This window comes from uncultured Veillonella sp., assembly GCF_934230905.1.
Taxonomy (GTDB): Bacteria; Bacillota; Negativicutes; order Veillonellales; family Veillonellaceae; genus Veillonella.
Map to the genome: position 1 here is coordinate 71,556 of NZ_CAKQFJ010000004.1, position 19,905 is coordinate 91,460.

A 19,905-nucleotide genomic window follows, 5' to 3' on the forward strand; every position below is an offset into this window, starting at 1 on the left:
TTACTCTCCTTCTGCGATACGCGTTGCAGATACAATAAAAATTGGACTCAATGGGTCTAACAAATGATACGGACCAGCCTTACGATAACGGCTAATGGACATTTGATACCCTTCATATGTGAAAGGACGACCTTTTAACTCTTTTAAAATGGTGTATCCCGTTTCCATCGTTACAGCTGTAACAACAAGACGCCCACCTATTTTTAATAAGCGTTGTGCTTCATCCATAATCCCCGTCATACCACCGGCACTGCCGCCAATAATAACCGCATCTAGCTCAGGTAACTCTTCCATACCCTCCGGAGCCTTGGATTTAATGACAGTCATATTATTGACGTTAAATTTCTTCATATTTTCATGAATCAATTCAATGCCTTTATCAAAACGTTCGATAGCATATACATGACCTTTAGGAGCCGCCAATGCAGCTTCGATAGAAATCGAACCCGTACCTGCACCTACATCAAGGACGATGCTATCTTCTTCGATGCGTGCCTCATTCATAACGGCTTTGCGAATCTCGCATTTCGTCATGGGCACGTCACCGCGTATAAATTCCTCATCAGGAATTCCGAAAAAATGTCTCATCCTAGTACCACCATGACAGAATGTCCAAAGCCTTCGAGCTCAGTTAACACCTCTAAGGTAGAGTCTACGATTTTTTCATCATCGTAACTCAAACGCTCAAGGGCCGCCGCTCTCGTTTCTTTTGGCCATCCTGCATCTATTAAAATACGCGCAATATGCGCTGGATTATATTCAGGATCCGTTAAGAATCCCATCTTTTTTCCCGCTTCATATACGAGTTTTTCAGGCGCTGGTTGGCGTCCATGAAAACTCATTAAATCCGCATCATGCCACACCTCATTGAGTCGTGCAAAGGCAAAGGTCATAGAACTTATACCTGGTACAACCTCAATAGGGTTAGTAGGGAATTTCTTCTTTAAATATGGCAACAAGCTATAGTAACCTGTATCCCCACTAACCATAACTACAACATCATGTCTATTAAGCTCATGCTCAATTTGCTCAGCTAATAAGCTAAGCTTTCCCGTTACAGGATATGTAATTTGGCCAGGTTCTTGAAAGTCCTCTAGCGACCGTTCGCTGCCTACCAAAACAGTAGCCTGTTTTATTAAATTAAGACCTTTAGGCACCACATAATCAGGATTGCCCGGACCAATTCCTACGATATACAAGGTATGTGCCAATGTTCTAGCTCTCCTATCTCTTTTGCATGCGTATCCATAGCCAAAATCTCACCCTTTAAGGTGGTAATAATAATACCAACCTCAGCCTCATTAGCAATATATCGTTCACTACGCATAGATGCGCGGTCTACTACACGTTGATATACACCAGTTAGACCTTCTCGCTCTAAGATAGGGAACGTAGATTCTGTAGTTTGGCAATTAAATAATTCTTCACAAACTGCTTGGGATGCTCCTTCAAGGGCTGCATAGGCCACAATACTTTCCATGCGACCATCGCTCATGCGATTGTGGGTATGGAAACTTCCGCTAGCAAGCTTAATGAGCTTACCGATATGACCAATAATCAAGATTCGTTTAAAGCCAATATGCACGGCTTGTTCAAGCATAAATCCGATAAAGTTACTCGTTTCCGCCATTTGGTTTTTATGAATACCCAATACTTGTTCTGCTAAATCTTGACCAATACGACCAGGAACAAGAACAGCTGTTTCACAGCCATTTGCTTTCATCACCTTTAACTGAGGTACCAAAGAATTTTTAAACCCTTCTTCACTCATTGGTTTTACGATACCTGTTGTACCGATAATAGATATACCACCTTCGATACCCAGCGTATGGTTCAACGTCTTCTTAGCCAGCACCTTACCATTAGGAACGCTTACTGTTACCGTCACACCTTGACCATGCGTACAAAACTCTTCAAATACGAGTTTCATCATCGCTCTAGGGCCCGGATTAATGGCAGGCTGTCCAGGGGGCATGGCAAGACCGGGTTTCGTAACAGTACCGACACCAAACCCAGCGCGAAAACGTAGCTTGGCTGTATCATCAAGGGTGATGGTCGTTTCCACATCATTGCCATGGGTCACATCTGGATCGTCACCGCCATCTTTCATCACAGTCGCCTTGGCCTCTGTATCAGAAATGATTTCCACAGATTTAATAGGCACCTCGATGAATTGACCTTGTGGGTTCTCAATGACGACCTTGTCCACAACATCATGATCTAAGAGGGCCAACAAACCAGCTTTCATGCCTGCCGTAGCACATGAACCGGTCGTATATCCGCCCTTCATGTCCTCTACTCTCATAGGGCCTCCTACACGGATAGGGTTAGCGATGCAATACAATCAACCTAACCCTATCTTTTATCTTTATTAAATTAAGAACGGAAATTAACGAATTGCAATTCAACAGGTACATCCAATTGTTTTAACATTTGAATAACCGCTTGCAAATCATCTTTATCCTTGCCAGATACACGCACTTGATCCTCTTGGATAGACGCTTGTACCTTAAGCTTCATGTTCTTGATTGCCTTTACTACTTCTTTAGCATTTTCTTTCGTAATGCCTTTTTTAATAGTAATCACTTGGCGTACAGTGGCACCAGCAGCAGACTCAACCTTACCATAATCAAGGTTCTTAATTGCTACATTACGCTTAACCATTTTACCTTTTAAAACATCGATAATAGCATTTAATTTATATTCGTCATCACCGATAATTTTAATCGTATCACCTTCAAGACTGATTTCGGATTTAGAACCACGGAAATCATAGCGTGTACCAATTTCTTTCTTTGCTTGGTTTACCGCATTATCCACTTCTTGCATATCCACTTCGGATACAACGTCAAAGGAACAATCTTTAGCCATTTTATACCTCCTACACCTGAACCCGTTGGGCATGGGGTTCACGCATTATTTTCATCATCATCCTAATATTCCAAATACTAATGTAAAAGTACACTAAATCGGAATATATCTCTATAATTATACATTATAATAGGCTTATTTTCTAGGTAAATCGATTTTTTTAATTATAACTATTATTAATCACAAAAAATGTAGACTCCACAGATTGATTGCAAACCCAATAGATTGGTAACATAAAAAACACTCATCAATAGCAAAGGCTACACTCTTACGAATGTAGCCTTTTAGTTACTATTATAAAATTGTAATTTCGTCGTAAGTAGGTTGAACTACTAACTCTCCTTTAGAGTTGATAATCCCCCATTTACCTTTAATTTTTACAGAGCTATAGCCATGAGAGAAACTACCTGTACCAGAAATATCTTTCATAACTGGAGTTTCTGTCACTGTACCATCAAGAGATAGAATCTTATAATTACCATCCTTGTTATAAATCCAAGTGTATTGATCGCCAACAAATGATTTTACAGTATATGCCTTATCGCCTTTATAAATGATGCGACCATCCGCCATATCTACTACATACCGATTAGTATCATTAGTAACAGACATTTGGTGTTCCCCAACAAAATCAATTGTATCATATTTAAATGGTACCTCTTGTTTGCCGGTTTCCATATCAAAAATACCATATTTATTAGTATCTTTGTTTTTCAATGTTAATAAAACATTATTCATATCAATGGAACCAGATTCATAGTTACCAGGTTGAATAATATATTGACCTTGACGGTTCATAAAACCTAGTTTACCTTCATTGCGCACCAAGGTGCCATGTTCTTCCATAGGATATACATAGTCATTTTTACTATCAATCACAATGGTACCATTACGATCAATATAGCCGCGTTTCATACCATCATCAATAAGTCCACCAAGGCCATCGATATATACGCCACCGTGATTATACAAATAGCCCATACCAACGAGTCCTAAGATACCGCCTAAGCCAAAATGACTTACCTTACGACGATATTCGGCCAATCCATTTTTATAAGGATATACTTCATTAGATGGTGCAGTAAATACTACCTTGCCTTGACCATCAATAGCAACGACCTTACCATCCGATTTTACAAAAGCGCGGTCTTCACTAAATTTAGTTTCTACATTTGGAATCTCTTTAAATTGTGGTTGAATAACTACATTACCAGCACCATCTTTAAAGCCAAGCTTACCTTTTTCTTTGAAAGTCACATAAGAATCACTTGGATAAGATTGATGAATATCTTTAGGATCAAAATTATTCATATCTTTAATAGTAGTATACCGTTCATCAGTATCCGCATATAGAGCATCTTGTGCCTCTTTGCCAGATTGTAATACGGTGCCATCACCTTTAATATGAACTACTTTATTTTTGCCTTCTTCAGCATAGAACGTACCATCTTTTTTGAAAGATGCATCTAGTGTTTTATAAGTTGGCGCTAATACCACTTGTCCATTAGGACCAACGATACCCCATTTCCCTTTTTCTTTAACAAGTCCAAGGTAACCTTGTTGTAAAAGAGAATCATCTTTTAGAACGCGAATCGCTTTTTTAACCGCTTCAGGAGGTTGCTTTACTGCACCAGCAATTGGCATAAATGTATCTAAACGACCGATACCAACGCCTACAGAAGTACTGCTAGAACGGTTTGATGTTTTATCAGATGTTATCGTAGGAGACGTGGATACAGTAGTACTATGTTGCTCACGAGCAACACGTGTACTAGTAGATGTCTGTGTATCTTGATTCGACACTATTGTACTACTAGTAGATGTTGTAGTAGATGCTGCAAAAGCACTTGTAGACATAGTAGCCAACACACATGCGACTAATAAAGATTTCTTGTTGAGTTTCATGGGCCTCTCCTCTTATTACTCAAAGGACTCTAGATATAAAAATTTTATAAACAACTATTAATATAAATTATACTATATAGCCCTTTATATATACAATAAATTGTGAAACATTCTTCATCTATTATTTTTTTTGCTATAATAAAACCTATGAAAACAGCAACAATAATCGATTTGATTGTACATACTGATGTACATACACAATCTATGAATCATATTATAAAACAACAGCATATTTCTCAACGCCTACGCAGGCGATTAAAAAATGATGGCATCATAACTATTAATGGACAGCTTGCTACATGGAATACCCTTGTTCATGGGGGAGATCATCTTCTTATAAGATTAGCACCTGAGCAAGAGTTTTCACGTACGCAAATGGATCTTGAAATCATATACGAAGATGAATATATCCTCGCCATTAATAAACCAGCAGGTGTACTTATGCACCCAACCTCAACTATACGAGATGGAACACTAGCAAATGGCGTTCTCTATTATTATGACGACACCAAGCAAGCTCATGACTTTCACCCCGTCCATCGCCTCGATAAGGACACATCTGGGCTCGTCATCATCGCTAAAACATCGGTGGTACAGCACGCCTTTGATAAGCAACGTACCAAATTTCAAAAGGTTTATGACGCCATCGTTGAAGGTACTGTGCCAAGTCAATCGCTAACCATTAATTATCCTATCGGACGTAAACCGGGTAGCATCATCGAACGGTGTTGCACATTAATCGGCAAACCGGCTCGTACAGATGTAACGGTATTGACACACCACATAGTTTCCCAGCCAATACAAATAGATACTAATGTGAGAACGCAACAGGTTCTAACGTATATGCAATGTGTACTCCATACGGGTCGAACCCATCAAATTCGTGTACACCTATCCCATTTAGGTTTTCCTTTAGCTGGTGATGATTTATATGGCGGTCATTTGGATTATATCCGTCGGCAAGCATTACATGCGGGATACCTTGCTTTCACCCATCCTATAACACAGGAATATATAGAACTACGAGCCCCTCTGCCTAAGGATATGAAACGTTTGCTACATCTATAACATATTAATCTACAAAACAATATAAAATTGTGGTACTTTATATTGTTTCTTGATATACTAACAATGAATAGATATGTATCATCATAAGTTGATGACAATACTTTCAATATATATAGAATCGGCTACTAAGCCAAGGAGGACAACATGCCATTAGTAACGACTACAGAAATGTTTAAAAAAGCTTATGAAGGTGGCTACGCAGTAGGTGCTTTTAACGTTAACAATATGGAAATCGTACAAGGTATCGTCGATGCAGCAAAAGAGGAACAATCCCCTCTTATTTTGCAAGTATCTGCAGGTGCTCGCAAATATGCTAAACATATTTATCTTGTAAAACTAGTAGAAGCAGCATTGGAAGATAGCAATTTACCAATCGCTCTTCACCTTGACCACGGTGATTCCTTTGAAATCTGTAAAGATTGCGTAGACGGCGGTTTCACATCTGTTATGATTGACGCTTCTCACCATGATTTTGAAGAAAACGTAAAAATTACAAAACAAGTTGTTGAATACGCTCATGCGCATGGTGTTGTAGTAGAAGCAGAACTTGGTCGTTTAGCTGGCGTTGAAGATGATGTTAATGTATCTGATGCTGATGCTCGTTTCACTGATCCTGAACAAGCTGCTGAATTTGTAGCATTAACAGGTGTTGATTCTTTAGCTATTGCCATCGGTACAAGCCACGGTGCTTACAAATTCAAAGGCACACCATACCTCGACTTTGAACGCTTAGAAAAAGTGGGTAAATTATTGCCTAACTTCCCTATCGTTTTGCATGGTGCGTCCTCTGTATTGCCTGAATTTGTAGCCAAATGTAACGAATTTGGTGGCAACATCCCTGGCGCTCAAGGCGTACCTGAAGAAATGCTTCGCAAAGCAGCACAAATGGCTGTTTGCAAAATCAACATCGATACAGACCTTCGCCTTGCGATGACTGCATCTGTACGTGAGTACTTGGCACAAAATCCATCTGAATTTGACCCTCGTAAATATTTAGGACCTGCACGTGATGCTATTAAAGGCATGGTAGCTCACAAAATTAAAGATGTATTAGGTTCTTCCCACAAACTATAATCTATGGCTAGTGGATTTGTAAAAGGAACCTTAATATTAACCATTGCCGGTTTCGTAGTGAAAGCCATCGGTAGTATCAACTGGATTCTTCTCTCCCGTATCTTGGGCGGTGAAGGCATCGGGATCTACCAGATGGCCTTTCCTATCTATTTGTTACTATTACAAATTTCGAGCGCAGGTGTGCCGATTGCCATCTCTATTTTGACGGCAGAACGATTAGCATTGCACGACTTTGGCGGTGCTAAGCGAGTATTCAATATTTCTTTCACAATGCTGACCATTACAGGCTTTATCGCCAGCTTGGCCATGTACTTTGGCGCAGATTGGCTTATCTCAAGCGGTCTCATTGCTGAAAGTCGTGCCTACTACTCTATCATCGCACTTGCTCCGGCAGTATTCTTTGTCACTTGGATATCCTGCTTCCGAGGCTATATCCAAGGTTATGAAATGATGACTCCAACAGCAGTCAGTCAAATCGTAGAACAATTATTGCGTGTTATCGTCATGCTTGGTGCAGCGGCCATCTTATTGCCATATGGCTTGCCAGCTGCAGCAGGCGGGGCTAGCTTAGGCGCTGGTGTCGGTGCCTTTGGGGCCTTTCTTGTACTGTTATACTATTACTACAAATTGCCTAAAGCTAGTAGCACTGGTGAAATCTACGATGGTCCACGCGAATCAGCTAAAGAAATTTTGTCGCGTCTCTTATCGTTATCGATTCCGATTTCATTGGCCAGTATCATGTTACCGTTGACGGCCAACCTTGATTTGCTTATCGTACCGCGTCGCCTATTAGACGCCGGTTTTCCGATGAATGAAGTAACAGAGTTGTTCGGTTACCTTACCGGTATGGCGGTTCCGCTCATTAACTTGGCTACCATCATTACGGCTGCCCTTGCTACGAGCATCGTACCAGCCATCTCTCATGCTTTTGCTAAACGAGATCATGACGGCATTTACGAACGCACTGCTGGTTCTATGCGCTTAACATTTATGGCAACCGTACCATTTACGGTGCTATTATATGTACTTGCGGCACCAACTGTTACATTGATTTACAATGCACCTAAGGCAGAACTGGCAACACAAATCACAGCATTCTCTATATTCTTCCTCGGTGTACACCAAGTTACAACAGGGATTCTACAAGGCCTTAACAAGCCACGTATTCCTGTTATCAATATGGGGATTTCTTTAGTCATTAAGGTCATCCTTAACTGGACATTAACAGCTATTCCTTGGCTTGGCATCGGCGGTGCCGCTTGGGCAACTGTTGCCGATATTGGCTTTGCGGCTTTACTCAATTTGATTTACATCAAAAAATACACAGGCTACTTCCTCGATATATCCCTTCTATGGAAAAACGTGGTCAGTGCCGGTGTCATGGGGGTACTCATCTTCTTGAGCTACCACTACTTAATAGATATTTTACCAATGTGGGCTAACTTCATACTCACAGGTATCGAAGGTTTATTACTCTACGTCATCATCATGGTTCTCTTAAAAGGACTTAATAAAAACGATGGTGCTAGCATGCCACTTATTGGTAGATTCTTTAGATAATTACATATACGAATAGAAAGAGGACCGACTCGTTTGAGCCGGTCCTCTTTCTACTAAGCAATATATATGCATCGCTTGATGTAATCATATAAAATCACAATATATAATAATTTATTTTTTCTTGTTCAATTGTTCCGATATATTTCGTTCAATTAAGAACTTTGGCATGCCTAAACCCAATTTAAATCTACCATAATCCTCTTTATTATGCTTATAATCTACATATTGAACGATATCACGTAATTTAAAATTGCTTACATGTACATCATGAGGTTTGACCATATAATGAGTATAAAGATGTGTATCATCAAATACAGTCATCACAAACAAAGTATCCTTTTCGCCCTTAACTTCATAATAAGCACCTGGTAAAGCATCATTCCATACGGTAGCAAATTGAATAGACTTACCTTCATTTAATCGATCTGCACCAATAAATCCAATTAAAGAATGGTTCATTATATTCTGTTTCTTTGGATCGTCTCGTTTAAAAAGAGGTCTAACAGAAATAGACTCTTTAATTTTACCAGACTTAAAATACTCGACTTGGCTACCATTTTTAGTAACTTTTGTACCTAAAGATTTACTATTTTTCAAAATCCTAAAGGCAAAAGGTCCTCTATGTACTTCAGAGGTATATTCTAATATATTACTAGCAGGTTTTACCGATGGCAATACGATGTTCGCCAAACCATTCATAGTTGCTTTGACTAAAGCATCATCACCTTTAGAACTTATCTTTTTAACTACCCCTTTAGGAAGCATATACCCAATATGATAGGAAATCGTCGGTTGTTTTGGCATAGTAAAATTGATTGTTCCTTCTACCAAATCATTCTTATATACGATTGAATCCCATGTAGCCTTTTCAATGGTTGGATATGTAAAAGTATTAGCACCTAACACCTTTTCACTAATTTTTTTGTTACCTGCTATGGGATTATATCTTTTATAAAATACTTCTTTCATAGCATCAGAATTCAGCTTACTATATGGAATGTTCGTATCTTCCCAATTATCACTCTTAGGCTGTGGTCTTAACTCATAATACCACTCCCCATTATAGGTCATTACTCCACCTGCACTGATTAATTCTTTATGCTTACCCATACTTCCATTAGCTTGAGCCACAATGCTTGATTGGGGAATAGTAAATTTTATATTCGCTCCGTTTTCTTTTAAAATAAACACCGTACTAGAATATTTAATACCATGATTTAATTCCGTTGTATGATATATATCCATCGGTACTCTAGACATATCATAATTAGGAATGTCAGCATCCTCTTTTTTAATCTTCTCTATAATTTTTTGGTCCATTTGCCTTGAATCTACCGTATTCTTACGATAATTTTGGTATTCATCAGCAGATATGGACGCATCGGCGCCAGGAATATTTACATCGATTGCATAGGATTGACCCATACCAACAGTTAATCCTAATAGACCTAATACTATCACACGTTTCCAATTCATAAAATCTCTCCTCAATTTATACTATACAATCTAAAACACATTATACCTAAATGTTAATTTTTTATCAAATTTCTATAAATTTATTTTAGATTTTTTAGTTAACACCTCATTTACACAAATGTAATTCCTACTTGTATAATATGTCATAGTATATTTTAAGGAAATGAATTATAATTATACTGTTCTTGATGTACAGTATTTTACACATTGAGGTGATAGTATGAAAAAACCATTAATCGGAATCTCCGGCAATACGCTACGCGATAACAGTGGCGCTTACGTCGATTTAATCCGTTCTTATGTAAATCAAGATTACGTCCGTTCCATCGAGGAGGCAGGCGGCATCCCTATTATTATTCCTTTTACAGAAAATTTAGAGCAAGCAAAGCAAACTGTCGATATCATTGATGGTCTACTCCTTACAGGCGGTCATGATGTATATCCGCTCAATTATGGCGAGGAACCATTACGAGGTATCGGCGATGTATTCCCGGAGCGTGATCAATTTGATTTCTCATTGCTAGCTGCAGCAGAAAAACGAAACATTCCTGTATTTGCTATCTGTCGCGGTTGTCAAATCGTAAATGTCTATCGTGGAGGCTCTTTATATCAAGATTTACCATATGATGAAAATTGTACAATCAAGCATAGTCAAAATCAAACGCCTGCATTGCCTACACATACGGTAGAAATTACTCCAAATTCAAAACTAGCCACAATTATCGGCACTACAACATGGATTACAAATTCCCACCATCATCAAACGTGTCGTAATATTGGTGAAAGTCTAGTTGTTACCGGTCGTGCTAAGGACGGAACGGTAGAGGCATTAGAAGATACAAGTCGCCCTTGGTTCGTAGCGACTCAATTTCATCCAGAAATGATGCATGTTAAAGACGTACATGCGAAAACTTTATTTAAATCCTTTGTAGATGCTACTAAGGAGGTTCACTAATGGATAAAAAAAGTAAATTTGGATTTTGGAGTATTGTACTCCTTGGGATCAATGGCATCGTAGGCACTGGTATTTTCTTATTACCTAACAAGGCCTATGCTATTATTGGTTCCGCTAGTTTAGGTGTTCTTCTATTTGATGCTCTCATTGCAGGTTGTATTGCCTTATGCTTTGCAGAAGCAGCTAGTCTATTCACACGTAATGGAGGCCCTTATTTATATGCTAAACACGCACTAGGCGATTTTTGGGGCTTTGAGGTTGGTGTTCTTAAATGGATTGTAACCGTTATTGCCTGGGCTGCTATGGCCGTCGGCTTTGCTACAGCACTAGGTGCTGCCGTGCCATCCTTAAGCAGCGATTTTGCAAAAGACGTCATTTCCTTTATATTAATCGTAGGCTTAACAATCGTAAATATATTTGGTGTTAATGTCTCTAAAGTTGTTAATAACTTAATTACCATTTCCAAACTAGTTCCTTTAGCCTTATTTATTGCCATAGGTATATTCTTCATTAACGGTGCTAACTTTACACCTATATTTCCACAAGATACTTATATAGACGGATCGTTTGCCCAAGCTGCCGTTCTCTTATTCTTTGCGTATACAGGATTCGAAGTTATCGCTATTGCTGCAGAGGATATGAAGAATCCTAAAAAGAATTTACCTCGTGCCATTATTATGTGCATGCTTATTGTATCCGTTTTATATATGGCAATATTGGCTGTTTCTATTGGGGTTCTAGGGCCTGATCTAGCAAATACCAAAGCTCCCGTACAAGATGCTTTCAATGTCATTGTAGGACCTATTGGCATGTACATTGTATTAGCAGGCACATTAATTTCTATGGGCGGTATCAACTTTGCGGAAGCCTACTATGCCCCACGTATTGCTACGTCCATGGCAGAAGATGGGATGCTACCAAGTGCATTAGCTAAACGTAATCGTTACAATGCACCATATGTGGCGGCTATCGTAACAGCTATTGCGAGCGTATTACTGGCATGGTCCGGTTCTTTTACTACACTGGCAGCTATTAGTGCAGTATCTCGCTTTACACAATATTTACCAACTTGTTTATCTGTCATTATTTTCCGTCGTAAATGGGCCGATAAAGAACGGTCCTATACAATTCCAGGCGGATACACAATACCAATTATTGCTATTGCTACCTCTCTTTGGATGCTATGGCAAGCGCAAACAAATCAATTGCTATGGGGCCTTGGTGGATGTATCGTCATCCTTCCACTCTACGTTTGGTACTGGCGCAAGAAAAAAGCAGGCTTAATTAAAGAAAAAGAAGATATGTAAATAGCTATATATACCAACACACAAAAGAGGCAGGAATGAATTCCTGCCTCTTTTACTATTATAATATGTCTTCTTCTATAGTCTCTGTTAAATCTTCTTCGATATAACCATATTCATCATTGAATTCTTCTTCGTCGCGCGTATCGATGTATATACTGATTACGGCCAAGGCCCCTTGTTCGTTAAGACTCACAATAAGACTCATCGGTCCATACACCAAGATAAGATTATCGTCCTCATCACGAATAATATGTGGTACAGCAGCAAAATGCTGATTCATAAGTTGATCAAAATAATCCTCTACATCGAGACCGTTTTCTAATGTAATGGATTCTGCATCGCCTTTTTGGAACACTACCTTTGTATCTTGATCAATGAATTGGTAGAAATCATCGATATCAAAATTATCTGTTTCAAGCCATATGCTAAGGGCCACAATCCAATCTTTCACAGTATGTGGTACAATTGGGAAACGATATGGCGTTTCATCTAAGGTTAAACGAAGCTCGTCGTATTCAAACTCATAATTTTCTTGGCTAGAAACGATGCGGTCAATACGGCCATCCTCATTGATATCAACAAACAACATATACGCATATTGATTGCCCTCTTCATAGGCTACGGTCAAACCATGACGACCCTCATGAAATAAAGCGCCTTCTTCGTATACCTCTGTAATATGCATAACACGACAAATAACCGGTACATGGTCAGATTGGATAGAATCAACCATGGCCGTCAAGAATTCTAAGCTTTCACGTTTATTACGAGCAATAATGCCTCGGCCCGTAGAAACATATTCGCAATCATCGTCGAGCATAGCTTCAACACCATGAAGATTTGCGGATTCTAACGTGGCTTTCATCAATAATAAAGATTGTATTTCAGTCATACTAATCCTCCAAATATTTTCAACTAGTATACTAATTGTATCATAGACTAATTTAAAATTCTCGGTTCATGTCATATAATGGAAGAAGATTATATAGATTTTGGAGGTCCCCATGAAATATACAACTATCGTATTTGATTGTGACGGCACATTGCTCGACACATTAACCGATTTACGCAATGCAGTAAATTATGTATTACACGCACATCATTTACCCGAACGGTCTATTCCCGAGGTGAAAGCAGTCCTTGGCAACGGCGTGGCTCATTTGATGCGTCAATCATTACCTACATCTATTTCAGATGATGAATTTACAAACTATCTTGATGAATTCAAAGCATACTATGAAAAACATCTACAAGATTATACAGCACCATACCCTGGCATACTTGATGTATTAGATACATTACGTGCCAAAGGATATAAGCTCGCCATTGTTTCTAATAAAATCCAAGAAGGTATTACCCCATTAAATAAGGAATACTTTGGCGACCGTTTGCCAGTAGCTATTGGTGAAAGGCCTGGATTACAACGTAAACCAGCACCAGACATGGTATTACAAGCCTTACAAGAATTAGGTTCCACACAAGGTGAATCTATCTACATCGGTGATTCTGAAGTAGATGTAGCTACTGCAAAGAACTCAGGCCTACTATGCATTGGCGTTACATGGGGCTTTAGAGATGAACAATTACATAAAGAGTTAGGTGTTACACATATTGCCCGCAAAGCAGAAGATATTGTAACTATTATTGAAAAACTCAACGCATAAAAACGACTAGCCACAACATACATGCATGTTGTGGCTAGTCATTTTATAATATATCATGTTACATGCCAATACCAACAAGTGTTAATACTTCCATAATAACAGGTATCACAAATACAAATAGTATAGAACTAATCATTACGAGTCCCGTTGCAAATGGCAAATCAGAACCAGCTTCGTTAGTTACAATTGGCAATACAGCAATAACAGGTCCTGCCGACTGGACGATAAATGTCACGACAGCCACGGGATCTAATGTAATGCCCATGAAGTATTTTGTAGCATAGATGACACAAAACATAATAAATGGTGCTACCACAAAACGTCCTATAATGCCACCAATAGAATCTTTGTTCAACCGCATACTTTTTAATCCTGCATCATGTAGCACAATACCAATATAAATCAAAGATAATGGTGTTACCATATTACCAATATAATTCAACGTATTATGTAATACCGTAGGCAATGGAATCTGAGCATACAAAAATACTAGTGCCAAGAAAAATCCTAGTAAAGGAGGCGGCAACAATTTTTTCCAAGAAAACTTACGCACTAACGAGCGGAAACTTTCATTATGATTGGCCCCATTAGCAGGTAATGGATCACCCTCAATAAGGAATACACCAAACATCCATACAGATATAGTATTACCAATATAATACAGCAAGAAAAACGGTAATGCATCGGGCCCAAACAAGGCAATCTGTACAGGTAGTCCAATAAATAAACAATTATCGTTAACCACCATATTAATAAAAATACCGCGGCGTCCCCGTGGGACATGTACAATTTTCATCATTATAAACGCTATGATGTACGACACCACATAGGTCAACATCACAACGAGTAAACCATACCTCAAGTTCCATAAGTCGGATGTTTGCACATTATGTAACACAGACATAAATACGCCAATTGGCAAAATGACGGACATAATTAACCGTGATAAATTTGAGCTAAATGTATCATTAAACATGCTCCGCCCTTTAAGAAAATACCCAAGTGATATGAGCAAGACGATAGGCATAATACTTTGTAATGAAGTAAGAAAAACCATATAACCTCCTACATAATCTATATGTAGTATATCACAAATCAAACCAAACAATTTACGTAACCGAAACAAAATCTACTAAGGTTATACGTTAAATATGGGTAAAAGCATCCTATAATTGATTAAAAACTAAATAATACAAGTTAAAGGTCTATATATTACTAAGTTGTAATATATAGACCTTTTTTCATTACATATGTACCTTTAATTTATTTATAGCTAAATTGCGCATCCATAATCATTTGTCGCAGTTGTTCAATACGTATACCGTTTGGCAGTCTATCTCTATAGAACTGCAATTTATAATAGTATCTAGTTCCTTCATAATCAGTAACTAGTACCATATCCGTCCTATTCTTTAAAGGCCAGCCATACATAAATTCAGCAAGTAAACTACGCACACCATCATTATTAACCTCTATTACACTATCCTTAATGGGCAATACCATCTTAGCAGTAGGTTCAGGAATCATTCTCTCTTTAACAAGATTTTTAATCTCATTATCTAAGGACATACTACTATCATCAATAGATCTAGCCTTAACATGCATAAATACCCCATCAGAGGTTCTAAACACCCTACCATCAATATCCTTTGTTTCGCCTTTCGTCTCAATAGCATCCTTTAATACGCGGAATTGATACGGTCCGAAGAATTTTGTTTCTGTAAAAGTATCTAACGAGTCATCATGTTGACCATTATGCTCATTCGTAACATGTATCATTGGTGTTGTAGTTGTATCAATTGCTTGTGAAAGCACTGGTACTGCTAGCAATACACCAAAGCTGATAGCATATATTATTCGTTTCATCTCTATGTCCTCCATGATTAACGATGATGTGGAAAATCCTGTTCAATATCCTCTCTATAATCATCTTTATACCGAATTTCATCAATCTCTGCTGGAGTCAACACACGACCTTCAGCATTTACATATTCACGGAATTCATTAAAATATATCCCCTCTATATCTGAAGGTTCTAATTGTGGTTCATATGATTCAATATTTCCATATGTGCGATTGACTTCCTCTAATATGCGATTCTGTTTTTCTAAATCTGCATCACTATCTGTTTGATCATTCGATAATCTAGATTTTGCAATAAGTGCAATGACGATGACGGCAATAACTAAATAGAACATAGGTCTCTCCTACAACACGACTGCTATATTATTAATTGTAACATATTGGATTATATAAATTAAAAAAGTCAAGTAAAAAAGGTTCCTATTGGTCACCTAGGTGACTATTAGGAACCTCTAATCTATTTACTTTTACACTTGCCATCGTTATATTGAACTTGAGGCCTCTAAATGGGTCCAGCCTTTGCTAATCAACTCGAGGATTGGCGGTGTTCAATATGAGTACATACAAAGTATTATCGTTAATGATTTCCTTTGGCATACTTGTAGCGACCATTATCATGGCTGCAAAGTGATTGACCTCTAGGTAAAAGCTAGCTTTCTAATCGTGGCATGAAAAAAGGCCCGACAGAGAAGTCAGACCGTTTCTTCAATTTCATTTATTAGAAGCGAAGTCTGGCGTCCAAACCATTTATGCCTCACTTTGATATAAATTATATCATATCTAAGCACGGAAAGGAATCAAACAATTTCTTTCCGTGTTTTCATTTATAACCCTTTATAATATAAAAGGTTCCTATTGGTCACCTAAGTGACTATTAGGAACCTCTAATCTATTTACTTTTACAACTGACATCGATATATTATTAAAGTGAGGTCCCTAAATGGGTCCAATCTTTGCTAATCAACTCGAGGATTGGCGGTGAGTTAACGTATGAAAAAAGGCCCGACTGTGAAGTTAAACCATTTCTTCAACATTAAATTCTAGAAGCGAAGTCTGGCGTCCAAACCATTTATGCCTCACTTTGATATAAATTATATCATATCTAAGCACGGAAGGGAATTAAACAAATCCTTTCCGTGTTTTCATTTATAAGCCTTCATGGTGCATACGAATAGCATAAACCTCTTGTAATACAGGCGGTTGCTCCTCCATAAGGTCTCTCATAGAAATAAGTCTACGTTTTCCGATACGTCTATCTAAAACTGCAAAAATACGTACAATTAGATTATCACTGATTAAGCTCTTATCAATACTTTGATTGTCAAATTCATCAAAGGCTTGATAAAAGCACCGCTGATCAAACACGCCTAATTCCAATGCTATATTGTCTATGAACGGAAACTCTTCACGCATCCGCCTATCATAGGTATCGTCCTTTGGGAATAAATGAGCTTTCACATATTAATTCCAATAATTACCCTTTATAATTTCCTTACCATTATATCTAATAGCCGCCCTCCCCTCATGATCAGGCGATTTACTATAAGAGGTAGCAAAATATTGAATATGGCCCTGCAAGCTAGGTGCTAAATATTCTGTTTCTAACTTATGTCGTATACCAGAACATGTAGGCATGCTATTTACTCCTTAAAACTACTGGTATGAAAAAAGGTCCGACATTGATTGATATGTACCCAAATAATGTTTGCTTATTACAAATATTATATATACTTATACCAAATGCCTTGGAACTGTGGATATCGAATTCCTAAATTTTGAACGTTCTTTTTCTCTAATACGATCAGCAATCTCCAAAATTTTATTTTTTATCCATAAATTAGCAGTTGTGCCCTCAGAGTAATCCGCCTCTGCATACATATCAACTCGACCATCAATACGCATTTGTTCGACTTGCTTTAAGGCATCACCATCTTCTCTAGGATAAATAGCAAAAGTAGTTCCACCTTTTTGCTTTACTAAGGAAAAAGCGGGAATATCACTAGGACCATCAGCAATATATATCATATTTTCAAAAGGTACACGTCTCATATCAAATGATATTTTAGCATTTACATCAACATGGAGTTCTTTGTTCCAACTTCCTTTATTAATTTCAAAAATTGCACGCGTTTTTGTTGTATTATCTATCGTATAGACTACATCACTAAGAACAAGATCATTATTTATATTAGTTTCAATAAGCTCACAACCCCATATTGATTTAGCAACATCATTTAATCTTGATCCGCGAATTAACTCTGCAAAGCCTGTACTTACAATATAATTCTCAACTTGAATATCATAATCCTTATATTCAGCTTTATCTTGAAAGAGATTATTTAATGATGCTAAGAATTCTGGTACATTTTTATAAAACTCTTGTTTATTACCATACTCATGTAATTTTTTATTATTTAATCCATCAAACTTCCCTTCACGAATATATTGAAGAAATAAATTTAAATAATATGTATCAGAATTAATGCGTATATTAGGATATTTCTTACATAAATCATCTTGTTTTTGATTATTTTCCGCCCAAAATTCCTTAGCATCAATACCATATTCTTTAAAAATCGGATCCTGCATATACCCATTAATTAAAGTTTTATCACAATCCCATATTACAGCAATTATGTTTGACATATTTATACCCGCCTATATAAAACCACAAAACACAACATTCAAAAACTAAATTCTTATGTTCCTTTAATAAAATAGTATTACATCCCCCTATATAACTGATGTAGAGCTAGTTATATTCATTTAAATTCACTTTATATATGAACACCGAGAAATATCAATTAATGAATCAAATTATATCGCTAATAAATCTAAAGTAAGTATATTATGTTGTAAATTATACGTAATTTTAGTAAAAATAGATAATTTTTCATCAACTTCATTATCATTTATTAGCTTACGCATCTCATGTGCTTTAGTTAGTTTGACTGACAATAAATTTAAATGATCATTAAACGATAGTACATCCTCATCAAAAGCAGACGTAGCATCAAAAAGTATACTAAAATCCATTGCATTAGCCTTATAAAAATTATAGTTATTCTCTTCAATCAATAATACTTTATCTAAGGTGTCAAGATTAGTTACATCGGTAAATATCTCTTTAGTATTCGAATCACTCTGTAGTTGTGATAATTGACTAATATAAAGCTCTTCATACAAAATTGAATACACATAAAGACTATATCTAGTTTTATGACTCAACCGTGAATCTTCAGCAAGAATATTAGTTAAAATATTAAGTTTATTATAGTCTTTATTAGAATCAGAATCTATCGTTTTTACTTTATCAACTAATTCTGAATACATAGTCGATTGACTATAAAATAATTTTATATTTTCATAATTAGATCCCACTATTATTACTATATTAATAATTCCAATTATCAAAATCGAGCTAACAAAAGATATAATATTACGACATGTAAAATCTAATTTTAATATACCGAAAATAATTTTCCACCAAATGATTATAGTAAATAAAAATATTCCAAATTTACACGCTAATATAAAATTATATTGATGTAAAATAGTTGCCTCATATATATTTACATACGATAAATATACATTAGCTATATAAACATCAATACTCCCTGAAGATGTATTATTCAGTAATTGATTAACAACTTCTAAATTACTAATAATACTATCATTTGTAAGCAGAAAAATTGACAATATTCCACTAAATAAAAAATAAATATACCCTGAAAAAGCAGCAAATCCAGAAGCTCCTAATACACTACTCACAGTAATTTTAATTTTAGATAGTCTATATATAAGAATTGAGAATAAAACAGAAAAAATAAAATTTCCCAATAAAAAACTAAGAAATTTAATGCTCCAAATCTTTGTAACTGGCGATATATTAGAAATATCTTTACTAGCTATTGTCAATATAACCCCTGTAATAGAATCTAACTCTAAATGCATAGAAATTAAATTTAATGCAATAAAATTAATTATTAAAAAGATTATCCCCCAAAGCAAGTACACTTTAGGAATCTTACTGACATTGAATATAGATAAATATAGACAGATAAAATAGCGTTTTATAAACCCACTAATTTTATCCACCAAGTTATCAATATTTTTTAAAAGTTTATATATATTAATCAATCTCCTCATTTGCATTAAATAA

At 36.7% G+C, this 19,905-nt stretch carries 19 protein-coding genes and 1 pseudogene; 7 read left to right on the plus strand and 13 right to left on the minus strand.

Annotated elements, in window-relative coordinates; genetic code table 11:
- The 5 genes from cbiT to Q0E20_RS01820 form a co-directional block, all read right to left on the minus strand.
- The gene (gene cbiT, locus Q0E20_RS01800; RefSeq protein WP_295995409.1) at nucleotides 1-588 is read right to left on the minus strand and encodes a precorrin-6Y C5,15-methyltransferase (decarboxylating) subunit CbiT; all 588 of its coding nucleotides are present in this window, start codon (nucleotides 586-588) and stop codon (nucleotides 1-3) included.
- Complete coding sequence (cbiE, locus tag Q0E20_RS01805; RefSeq protein ID WP_295995413.1) at nucleotides 585-1,211, minus strand: precorrin-6y C5,15-methyltransferase (decarboxylating) subunit CbiE; 627 nt, start codon at nucleotides 1,209-1,211, stop codon at nucleotides 585-587. Before cbiE ends, cbiT begins: the two co-directional genes overlap by 4 nt.
- Nucleotides 1,187-2,305 carry a cobalt-precorrin-5B (C(1))-methyltransferase CbiD gene (cbiD, locus tag Q0E20_RS01810; RefSeq protein ID WP_295995417.1) on the minus strand — a complete coding sequence of 373 codons (1,119 nt, stop codon included), beginning with the start codon at nucleotides 2,303-2,305 and terminating at the stop codon, nucleotides 1,187-1,189. Before cbiD ends, cbiE begins: the two co-directional genes overlap by 25 nt.
- 71 nt (nucleotides 2,306-2,376) lie before the next feature.
- Complete coding sequence (locus Q0E20_RS01815) at nucleotides 2,377-2,871, minus strand: YajQ family cyclic di-GMP-binding protein (protein WP_295995419.1); 495 nt, start codon at nucleotides 2,869-2,871, stop codon at nucleotides 2,377-2,379.
- Nucleotides 2,872-3,165: 294 nt separating this feature from the next.
- Nucleotides 3,166-4,776 carry a WG repeat-containing protein gene (locus tag Q0E20_RS01820; RefSeq protein ID WP_295995422.1) on the minus strand — a complete coding sequence of 537 codons (1,611 nt, stop codon included), beginning with the start codon at nucleotides 4,774-4,776 and terminating at the stop codon, nucleotides 3,166-3,168.
- 147 nt (nucleotides 4,777-4,923) lie between these two features.
- On the opposite strand from Q0E20_RS01820, the gene Q0E20_RS01825 reads away from it, so the two are divergent.
- From Q0E20_RS01825 to Q0E20_RS01835, 3 genes are all read left to right on the plus strand, one after another.
- Entirely contained in the window at nucleotides 4,924-5,844 is a 921-nt protein-coding gene (locus Q0E20_RS01825; RefSeq protein ID WP_295995424.1) for an RluA family pseudouridine synthase, read from the plus strand.
- A 144-nt stretch (nucleotides 5,845-5,988) separates the two neighbouring features.
- A complete protein-coding gene (gene fba, locus Q0E20_RS01830; RefSeq protein ID WP_005376256.1) occupies nucleotides 5,989-6,918 on the plus strand; it encodes a class II fructose-1,6-bisphosphate aldolase in 930 nt (309 codons plus the stop codon).
- 3 nt (nucleotides 6,919-6,921) lie between these two features.
- Nucleotides 6,922-8,478, plus strand: a complete 1,557-nt coding sequence (locus Q0E20_RS01835) for a polysaccharide biosynthesis protein (RefSeq protein ID WP_295991634.1) — start codon at nucleotides 6,922-6,924, stop codon at nucleotides 8,476-8,478.
- 111 nt (nucleotides 8,479-8,589) lie between these two features.
- On the opposite strand, the gene Q0E20_RS01840 is transcribed toward Q0E20_RS01835, so the two are convergent.
- Nucleotides 8,590-9,954, minus strand: a complete 1,365-nt coding sequence (locus Q0E20_RS01840) for a hypothetical protein (RefSeq protein WP_295995427.1) — start codon at nucleotides 9,952-9,954, stop codon at nucleotides 8,590-8,592.
- 220 nt (nucleotides 9,955-10,174) lie between these two features.
- On the opposite strand from Q0E20_RS01840, the gene Q0E20_RS01845 reads away from it, so the two are divergent.
- Together Q0E20_RS01845 and Q0E20_RS01850 are read left to right on the plus strand one after the other, a co-directional pair.
- A complete protein-coding gene (locus tag Q0E20_RS01845) occupies nucleotides 10,175-10,909 on the plus strand; it encodes a gamma-glutamyl-gamma-aminobutyrate hydrolase family protein (protein ID WP_295995430.1) in 735 nt (244 codons plus the stop codon).
- On the plus strand, nucleotides 10,909-12,216 hold the full coding sequence (locus Q0E20_RS01850; protein ID WP_295995433.1) for an APC family permease: 1,308 nt from the start codon (nucleotides 10,909-10,911) through the stop codon (nucleotides 12,214-12,216). The genes Q0E20_RS01845 and Q0E20_RS01850 overlap by 1 nt, the downstream gene beginning before the upstream one ends.
- 58 nt (nucleotides 12,217-12,274) lie before the next feature.
- On the opposite strand, the gene Q0E20_RS01855 is transcribed toward Q0E20_RS01850, so the two are convergent.
- Nucleotides 12,275-13,108, minus strand: coding sequence for a hypothetical protein (locus Q0E20_RS01855; RefSeq protein ID WP_295995434.1), 834 nt, complete (start codon nucleotides 13,106-13,108; stop codon nucleotides 12,275-12,277).
- A gap of 112 nt (nucleotides 13,109-13,220) precedes the next feature.
- Here Q0E20_RS01855 and Q0E20_RS01860 point away from each other — a divergent pair, with 112 nt between their 5' ends.
- A complete protein-coding gene (locus tag Q0E20_RS01860; RefSeq protein ID WP_295995437.1) occupies nucleotides 13,221-13,880 on the plus strand; it encodes an HAD family hydrolase in 660 nt (219 codons plus the stop codon).
- A gap of 58 nt (nucleotides 13,881-13,938) precedes the next feature.
- Here the strand turns inward: Q0E20_RS01860 and Q0E20_RS01865 are convergent, their stop codons facing one another.
- The 3 genes from Q0E20_RS01865 to Q0E20_RS01875 all read right to left on the minus strand — a co-directional run bounded on the left by Q0E20_RS01865 (nucleotide 13,939) and on the right by Q0E20_RS01875 (nucleotide 16,078).
- Nucleotides 13,939-14,937, minus strand: coding sequence for an AEC family transporter (locus tag Q0E20_RS01865; protein WP_295995440.1), 999 nt, complete (start codon nucleotides 14,935-14,937; stop codon nucleotides 13,939-13,941).
- Nucleotides 14,938-15,143: 206 nt separating this feature from the next.
- Nucleotides 15,144-15,746, minus strand: coding sequence for a hypothetical protein (locus tag Q0E20_RS01870; RefSeq protein ID WP_295995443.1), 603 nt, complete (start codon nucleotides 15,744-15,746; stop codon nucleotides 15,144-15,146).
- Between the two features lie 17 nt (nucleotides 15,747-15,763).
- Nucleotides 15,764-16,078 carry a hypothetical protein gene (locus tag Q0E20_RS01875; RefSeq protein ID WP_295995445.1) on the minus strand — a complete coding sequence of 105 codons (315 nt, stop codon included), beginning with the start codon at nucleotides 16,076-16,078 and terminating at the stop codon, nucleotides 15,764-15,766.
- A gap of 245 nt (nucleotides 16,079-16,323) precedes the next feature.
- Here Q0E20_RS01875 and Q0E20_RS09425 point away from each other — a divergent pair, with 245 nt between their 5' ends.
- Nucleotides 16,324-16,374, plus strand: a complete 51-nt coding sequence (locus tag Q0E20_RS09425; RefSeq protein ID WP_353511575.1) for a hypothetical protein — start codon at nucleotides 16,324-16,326, stop codon at nucleotides 16,372-16,374.
- Between the two features lie 515 nt (nucleotides 16,375-16,889).
- Here the strand turns inward: Q0E20_RS09425 and Q0E20_RS01880 are convergent.
- The 3 genes and pseudogenes from Q0E20_RS01880 to Q0E20_RS01890 form a co-directional block, all read right to left on the minus strand.
- Nucleotides 16,890-17,378: pseudogene (locus Q0E20_RS01880) on the minus strand (hypothetical protein).
- A 96-nt stretch (nucleotides 17,379-17,474) separates the two neighbouring features.
- Nucleotides 17,475-18,389 carry a haloacid dehalogenase-like hydrolase gene (locus Q0E20_RS01885; RefSeq protein ID WP_295995448.1) on the minus strand — a complete coding sequence of 305 codons (915 nt, stop codon included), beginning with the start codon at nucleotides 18,387-18,389 and terminating at the stop codon, nucleotides 17,475-17,477.
- Between the two features lie 171 nt (nucleotides 18,390-18,560).
- Nucleotides 18,561-19,892 (minus strand): hypothetical protein, encoded by a 1,332-nt coding sequence (locus tag Q0E20_RS01890; RefSeq protein ID WP_295995452.1) that lies wholly within the window; start codon nucleotides 19,890-19,892, stop codon nucleotides 18,561-18,563.
- Nucleotides 19,893-19,905: the final 13 nt, after the last annotated feature.

Coding starts and splice junctions, on each gene's coding strand:
- cbiD (WP_295995417.1), bottom strand. CDS start 2,305: ATGAGAGTAGAGGACATGAAGGGCGGATATACGACCGGTTCATGTGCT.
- Q0E20_RS01865 (WP_295995440.1), bottom strand. CDS start 14,937: ATGGTTTTTCTTACTTCATTACAAAGTATTATGCCTATCGTCTTGCTC.
- Q0E20_RS01825 (WP_295995424.1), top strand. CDS start 4,924: ATGAAAACAGCAACAATAATCGATTTGATTGTACATACTGATGTACAT.
- Q0E20_RS01885 (WP_295995448.1), bottom strand. CDS start 18,389: ATGTCAAACATAATTGCTGTAATATGGGATTGTGATAAAACTTTAATT.
- cbiT (WP_295995409.1), bottom strand. CDS start 588: ATGAGACATTTTTTCGGAATTCCTGATGAGGAATTTATACGCGGTGAC.
- Q0E20_RS01845 (WP_295995430.1), top strand. CDS start 10,175: ATGAAAAAACCATTAATCGGAATCTCCGGCAATACGCTACGCGATAAC.
- Q0E20_RS01820 (WP_295995422.1), bottom strand. CDS start 4,776: ATGAAACTCAACAAGAAATCTTTATTAGTCGCATGTGTGTTGGCTACT.
- Q0E20_RS01815 (WP_295995419.1), bottom strand. CDS start 2,871: ATGGCTAAAGATTGTTCCTTTGACGTTGTATCCGAAGTGGATATGCAA.
- Q0E20_RS01870 (WP_295995443.1), bottom strand. CDS start 15,746: ATGAAACGAATAATATATGCTATCAGCTTTGGTGTATTGCTAGCAGTA.
- Q0E20_RS01855 (WP_295995434.1), bottom strand. CDS start 13,108: ATGACTGAAATACAATCTTTATTATTGATGAAAGCCACGTTAGAATCC.
- Q0E20_RS01835 (WP_295991634.1), top strand. CDS start 6,922: ATGGCTAGTGGATTTGTAAAAGGAACCTTAATATTAACCATTGCCGGT.
- Q0E20_RS01860 (WP_295995437.1), top strand. CDS start 13,221: ATGAAATATACAACTATCGTATTTGATTGTGACGGCACATTGCTCGAC.
- Q0E20_RS01840 (WP_295995427.1), bottom strand. CDS start 9,954: ATGAATTGGAAACGTGTGATAGTATTAGGTCTATTAGGATTAACTGTT.
- Q0E20_RS01890 (WP_295995452.1), bottom strand. CDS start 19,892: ATGAGGAGATTGATTAATATATATAAACTTTTAAAAAATATTGATAAC.
- fba (WP_005376256.1), top strand. CDS start 5,989: ATGCCATTAGTAACGACTACAGAAATGTTTAAAAAAGCTTATGAAGGT.
- Q0E20_RS01875 (WP_295995445.1), bottom strand. CDS start 16,078: ATGTTCTATTTAGTTATTGCCGTCATCGTCATTGCACTTATTGCAAAA.
- Q0E20_RS01850 (WP_295995433.1), top strand. CDS start 10,909: ATGGATAAAAAAAGTAAATTTGGATTTTGGAGTATTGTACTCCTTGGG.